The organism is Proteus sp. MB838 (assembly GCF_054767435.1).
Window position 1 is genome coordinate 1 of sequence record NZ_BAABMO010000077.1, and the last position, 4,809, is coordinate 4,809.

General features: G+C 39.6%; 6 protein-coding genes. 2 read left to right on the plus strand and 4 right to left on the minus strand.

Going from position 1 to position 4,809, the window contains the following annotated elements:
• A partial coding sequence (gene tilS / locus ACYUCW_RS17680; RefSeq protein WP_460409156.1) for a tRNA lysidine(34) synthetase TilS occupies positions 1-741 on the plus strand: 741 nt, incomplete at its 5' end.
• A gap of 36 nt (positions 742-777) precedes the next feature.
• Here the strand turns inward: tilS and rof are convergent.
• The gene (gene rof, locus ACYUCW_RS17685; protein WP_004245453.1) at positions 778-1,038 is read right to left on the minus strand and encodes a Rho-binding antiterminator; all 261 of its coding nucleotides are present in this window, start codon (positions 1,036-1,038) and stop codon (positions 778-780) included.
• A gap of 261 nt (positions 1,039-1,299) precedes the next feature.
• Here rof and nlpE point away from each other — a divergent pair, with 261 nt between their 5' ends.
• On the plus strand, positions 1,300-1,980 hold the full coding sequence (gene nlpE / locus ACYUCW_RS17690) for an envelope stress response activation lipoprotein NlpE (protein WP_004245452.1): 681 nt from the start codon (positions 1,300-1,302) through the stop codon (positions 1,978-1,980).
• 117 nt (positions 1,981-2,097) lie between these two features.
• Here nlpE and proS read toward each other — a convergent pair whose 3' ends face one another.
• The 3 genes from proS to rcsF all read right to left on the minus strand — a co-directional run.
• Entirely contained in the window at positions 2,098-3,813 is a 1,716-nt protein-coding gene (proS, locus tag ACYUCW_RS17695) for a proline--tRNA ligase (protein WP_004245451.1), read from the minus strand.
• A 174-nt stretch (positions 3,814-3,987) separates the two neighbouring features.
• A complete protein-coding gene (gene tsaA, locus ACYUCW_RS17700) occupies positions 3,988-4,695 on the minus strand; it encodes a tRNA (N6-threonylcarbamoyladenosine(37)-N6)-methyltransferase TrmO (RefSeq protein ID WP_017628595.1) in 708 nt (235 codons plus the stop codon).
• Positions 4,692-4,809 (minus strand): Rcs stress response system protein RcsF (gene rcsF / locus ACYUCW_RS17705; RefSeq protein ID WP_460409157.1); only part of this gene is annotated, 118 nt, incomplete at its 5' end. The genes rcsF and tsaA, both read right to left, overlap by 4 nt.

Below are 4,809 nucleotides of genomic sequence, written 5' to 3' on the forward strand. Positions count from 1 at the left end.
AATTTCTTACGTTTACATGTTATGCCTCTATTGACTCAGCGCTGGCCACATTTTTCTCAAGCAGTTACTCGTAGTGCCGCACTGTGTGGTGAACAAGAAGCGCTCTTAGATGAGTTACTCGATGTAGAATTGCAGCAATTGATTGATGAGCATCAGAGTTTAGATATCAATTTATTGTCCCGCTGTAGCGAAATAAAACGTAATGCATTGTTGCGTCGTTGGTTTGCTAAATGTAATAAAAGCATGCCATCAAGATCTCAATTGTCGCGGCTATGGCAAGAAGTTGCTTTAGCTAAAGCAGATGCAGAGCCACGGTTACGTTTTTTCCAAGATGAAGTTAGGCGTTATCAACAACGCCTCTATCTTGTGCCAGTTATGGAAGAACTAACGGATAGGGTTATCGAATGGTCATTATCACAACCTTTAATTTTGCCTAATCAGTTAGGGATATTAGCGGTGAGTCGTGATAGCGGTAAAACAATCTGCAGAGCACCGTTAGCAGATGAAAAAGTGACGGTTCGTTTTGGCTTAACGGCTTCATCTTTACGTATTGTTGGGCGAGATTTGGCCAGATCAAGCAAGAAAATTTGGCAAGAGCTTAATATTGCCCCATGGCAAAGAACTTGTATCCCATTGATTTATTATAACGATACATTAATTGCAGCGGTTAATACTTTTGTGACTTTAGAGGGAAATGCAACAACAGAACAAAGTATAACAATTGAGTGGCAAGCGTCGTAAACAACCGCCAATTACGGCGGTTGTTTATGTAAATAGTTATTCAGATTTGATTATGATAGTGCCAAGTTCGGGATGAGAAAAACTGGCAATAATATCCAGTCGTAAATCTTTTGCACCCTCAGATGTTTTTACTTTCAGATATTCAACTTTTTTACTTAAAAAGAGATCATCTGCGACACCATCAATTTGCTCACCATTATGTAATTCAATATGGAGTGTTAAGCCTCGTTGGCAAGCTAACTCCAAATATTCATAATCATCACAATTAATTGGTTGATATTCTGTATTTGTTGACATATTCCCTCACCACTCGTTCGTGGCGGTATTGCCGCCAGTGAATAATTCAGAATAAAATCATTATGCTGTTATTCGAAGTGATCACAATAGTTATTGTGATAATTTTCTGAAATAGTGCATTCTGCGACAAGATTTAAGAATTTATACTAAAACGTAGTGTAATTATCTTAAAGGGGGTTTTATTCACCCTTTTTGCTTAAAAAAATGCTAAACTAGCATTGAAAACGAGAAATTAGAAAGTACCCAGAACTTAGGGAGTTGATGATGGGGAAAAAACTTTTATTTGCAGCCATTGCTGCAGGGTTATTTATTATGTCAGGCTGCCAGAATAATATTGGCCTGTCACTCGATGGTAAAATTGTTGATCAAACATATAACAGTATTCTACCTTGTGCCGATTGTTCTGGTATCGACACGACTATTCTTGTCAATCAAGATGGCTCTTATGTAATGGAGCAAAGTTACCAAGGCACTTCTGATGACAATCGAAGTTTTTTTGAGTCAGGTACTTGGTCATTAAGTAAAGATAAACTGACCTTGACTAATAGTTATGGCGAGAAGAGTTACTATTTACCTCGTGAAGATAAATTAGTTATGTTGGATATCGATGGTAATGTAATTAATTCGGGTCTTAATTATACCTTAGCAAAGGTTCAACCTAAGCAGTTAGCGGGTGAATTTACCTATTTTGCTGACGCTGGAACCTTTAAAGATTGCCAATCTGGACGTGTCTATGCCGCTGATGGATTAGTATTAGAAAAAGGCTATTTTGCTACAGGCGTTGATGGCGGAACACCTGTCTATCTAGAGGTCAGAGGTTACTATAGTATTCGTCCTTCAATGGAAGATGGACAGTATGATCGTGCATTAGTGGTTACCGATAATAAACCACGCTTTGATCGTCATGGCTCTTGCAATAGCCGTCGTAATAGCAGAAGTTAATTCATTATAAAAAAACCGCTTTAAATAAAGCGGTTTTTTTTACGTTAACAAAAGTGGTAACAGCAGTCGTTAAGTTTGGTCAGTTTAGCCCATAAGGGCTAAACAATATTAAATGGATTAAACCAGTTGCTCTTTAATAAAGGCAACAACATCATTCACATTGACCAGCGATTTATCATCACTACGGCGTGCTTTATACTCAACTTGTTCGTTATCCAGATTACGATCACCAATCACGATGGTGTGTGGTACACCAATCAGCTCCATATCTGCAAACATCACACCTGGGCGCTCTTTGCGATCATCAAATAATACATCAATACCCTGTGCACGTAAGTCAGCATAGAGTTTCTCTGCTACTTCTTTTACACGATAAGAACGATGCATGTTCATTGGTAAAATGGCAACTTGGAAAGGTGCGATAGCATCAGGCCAGATAATACCACGAGCATCGTGATTTTGTTCGATTGCCGCTGCAACGATACGAGTAATACCAATACCATAACAACCCATAGTCACAACTTGGTTATGGCCTTCTTCGTTTTGTACCGTCGCTTTTAATGCTTCAGAATATTTCTTACCTAGTTGGAAGATATGACCGACTTCAATACCACGTTTGATAAGTAAAGTACCTTTACCATCTGGGCTTGGATCACCTTCGACAACATTACGGATATCCGCCATTTCAGCAAGAGGTAAATCACGCTCCCAGTTAATACCAAAGTAGTGTTTACCATCAATATTTGCACCAGCACCAAAATCGCTCATAACAGATACAGCGCGATCGATAATGATTGGTAATGGCAAGTTAATTGGACCAAGAGAGCCTGGACCTGCATTAACAGCTTGGCGGATCTCTTCTTCAGTCGCGAAAACTAAAGGTGAAGCGACAATGCTACATTTTTCTGCTTTTATTTCATTGAGCTCATGATCACCACGGACTAATAAAGCCACTAATTTATGACCACTTTCTTCAGTTGCATGAACAATAAGTGTTTTAACTGTTTTTTCAATAGGCAGATTAAATTGTTCAACTAATTCAGCAATAGTTTTTGCGTTTGGTGTATCTACTAAACGTAACTCTTCTGTTGCTGGTGAACGAGGTGTTGCTGGCATAACCGCTTCTGCTAATTCAATATTAGCAGCATAGTCAGATGCTGTTGAGAATACGATATCATCTTCTCCGCTATCTGCTAATACTTGGAATTCATGAGAGGCACTACCACCAATAGAGCCTGTATCAGCTAATACTGGACGGAAGTCTAAACCAATACGAGTAAAGATATTGCTATAGGCTTGATACATTCTGTCGTAAGTCTCTTGTAGAGACTCTTGAGAGATATGGAATGAATAGGCATCTTTCATGATAAACTCACGTGAACGCATAACACCAAAGCGCGGGCGTACTTCATCACGGAATTTAGTTTGAATTTGGTAAAGGTTGAGTGGTAGTTGTTTGTAAGAGGTGATTTCATTACGAACAATATCGGTCACCACTTCTTCATGGGTTGGACCTAAAACAAAAGGACGCTCACCGCGATCTGTAAAACGCAACAATTCTGGGCCATATTGTTCCCAACGGCCACTTTCTTGCCATAGATCAGCAGGCTGAACAACCGGCATTGAAATTTCAAGTGAGCCTGCGTTGTCCATCTCTTCACGAACAATTTTCTCAATTTTTCTCAGGACACGAACACCGGTCGGCATCCAATCATAAAGGCCAGATGCGAGTTTACGGATCATACCTGCGCGAAGCATGAGTTGATGGCTGACAATTTCGGCATCAGCAGGCGTCTCTTTCAAAGTAGAGAGCAAATAGTGGCTAGTACGCATTATTAGGTTCCATTAGAACAAAAATACTTAGGCTGACTGTCAGGCCAGTCTACATCAATATAAATAGAGAAAGTCTTTAGTCTACCAGTGACTTAGGTTTGCCAAAAGAGGCAAAGCATTTTTTTCAATCTGATTTGCTTAAAGACAAGAAGTTTCAATGTTAGTAAGTGCAAGTTAGCGCGGTTCTATACTAAGAACAAGTGTTTGCTGCCCATTGACTTGCCAACGAATATTAAAATCCAGTAAATGCACGGCATATACTCTATCACTTTGTTCGCTTTTTTTATAAGCAGGACGCGGATCTTGTTGCAATACTTGAGTGATAAATCGCATAAGATGAGGATATTGATGAGAGTAATATTGTAACTGCTGTGTGGCATCTTCAGAAAAAAGAATCTCCATCTCTTCATGAGGAGCATATTGGGCAAAGCCTGCTGTTGCACCAGCAATAGATTCAGCATAGGGAAGGTACGGCTTGATATCAATAATGGGGGTTCCATCAATAAGATCTAGACTGCCTAGTTGCAAGATCACCGATTGCTTTTCAATAATGATATCTTTTAGCTCGACTAATGACATGCCGATAGCATTAGGGCGAAAAGTTGAGCGAGTGGCGAAAACCCCGAGTTTGCTATTCCCCCCTAATCTTGGTGGGCGCACTAATGGATGCCAACCTTGTTGCGCTGTTTGATGAAAAATAAATAATAACCAAAGATGGCTAAATTGTTCTAAGCCTCTTACTGCATCAGGATGATTATAAGGTGTGTGTAGTATTAGCTGGCCTACGCCATCCTGGACTAATCCAGGTTGGCGAGGAACGGCAAATTTCTCTTTATAAGGGCTGATAATATGCCCTATAGATGTTATTTGGTAGCTATTCATTGAGTAATTAATAGTGCTGAACCTTCACAGATTGCCGATTGATAGCAACCCATTCCTGTGACTATTTGGCATTCATGTAATAAAACTGCATTCGCATTTTTATAAGCCGCTTTG

Coding starts and splice junctions, on each gene's coding strand:
- rof (WP_004245453.1), bottom strand. CDS start 1,038: ATGTCAACAAATACAGAATATCAACCAATTAATTGTGATGATTATGAA.
- nlpE (WP_004245452.1), top strand. CDS start 1,300: ATGATGGGGAAAAAACTTTTATTTGCAGCCATTGCTGCAGGGTTATTT.
- proS (WP_004245451.1), bottom strand. CDS start 3,813: ATGCGTACTAGCCACTATTTGCTCTCTACTTTGAAAGAGACGCCTGCT.
- tsaA (WP_017628595.1), bottom strand. CDS start 4,695: ATGAATAGCTACCAAATAACATCTATAGGGCATATTATCAGCCCTTAT.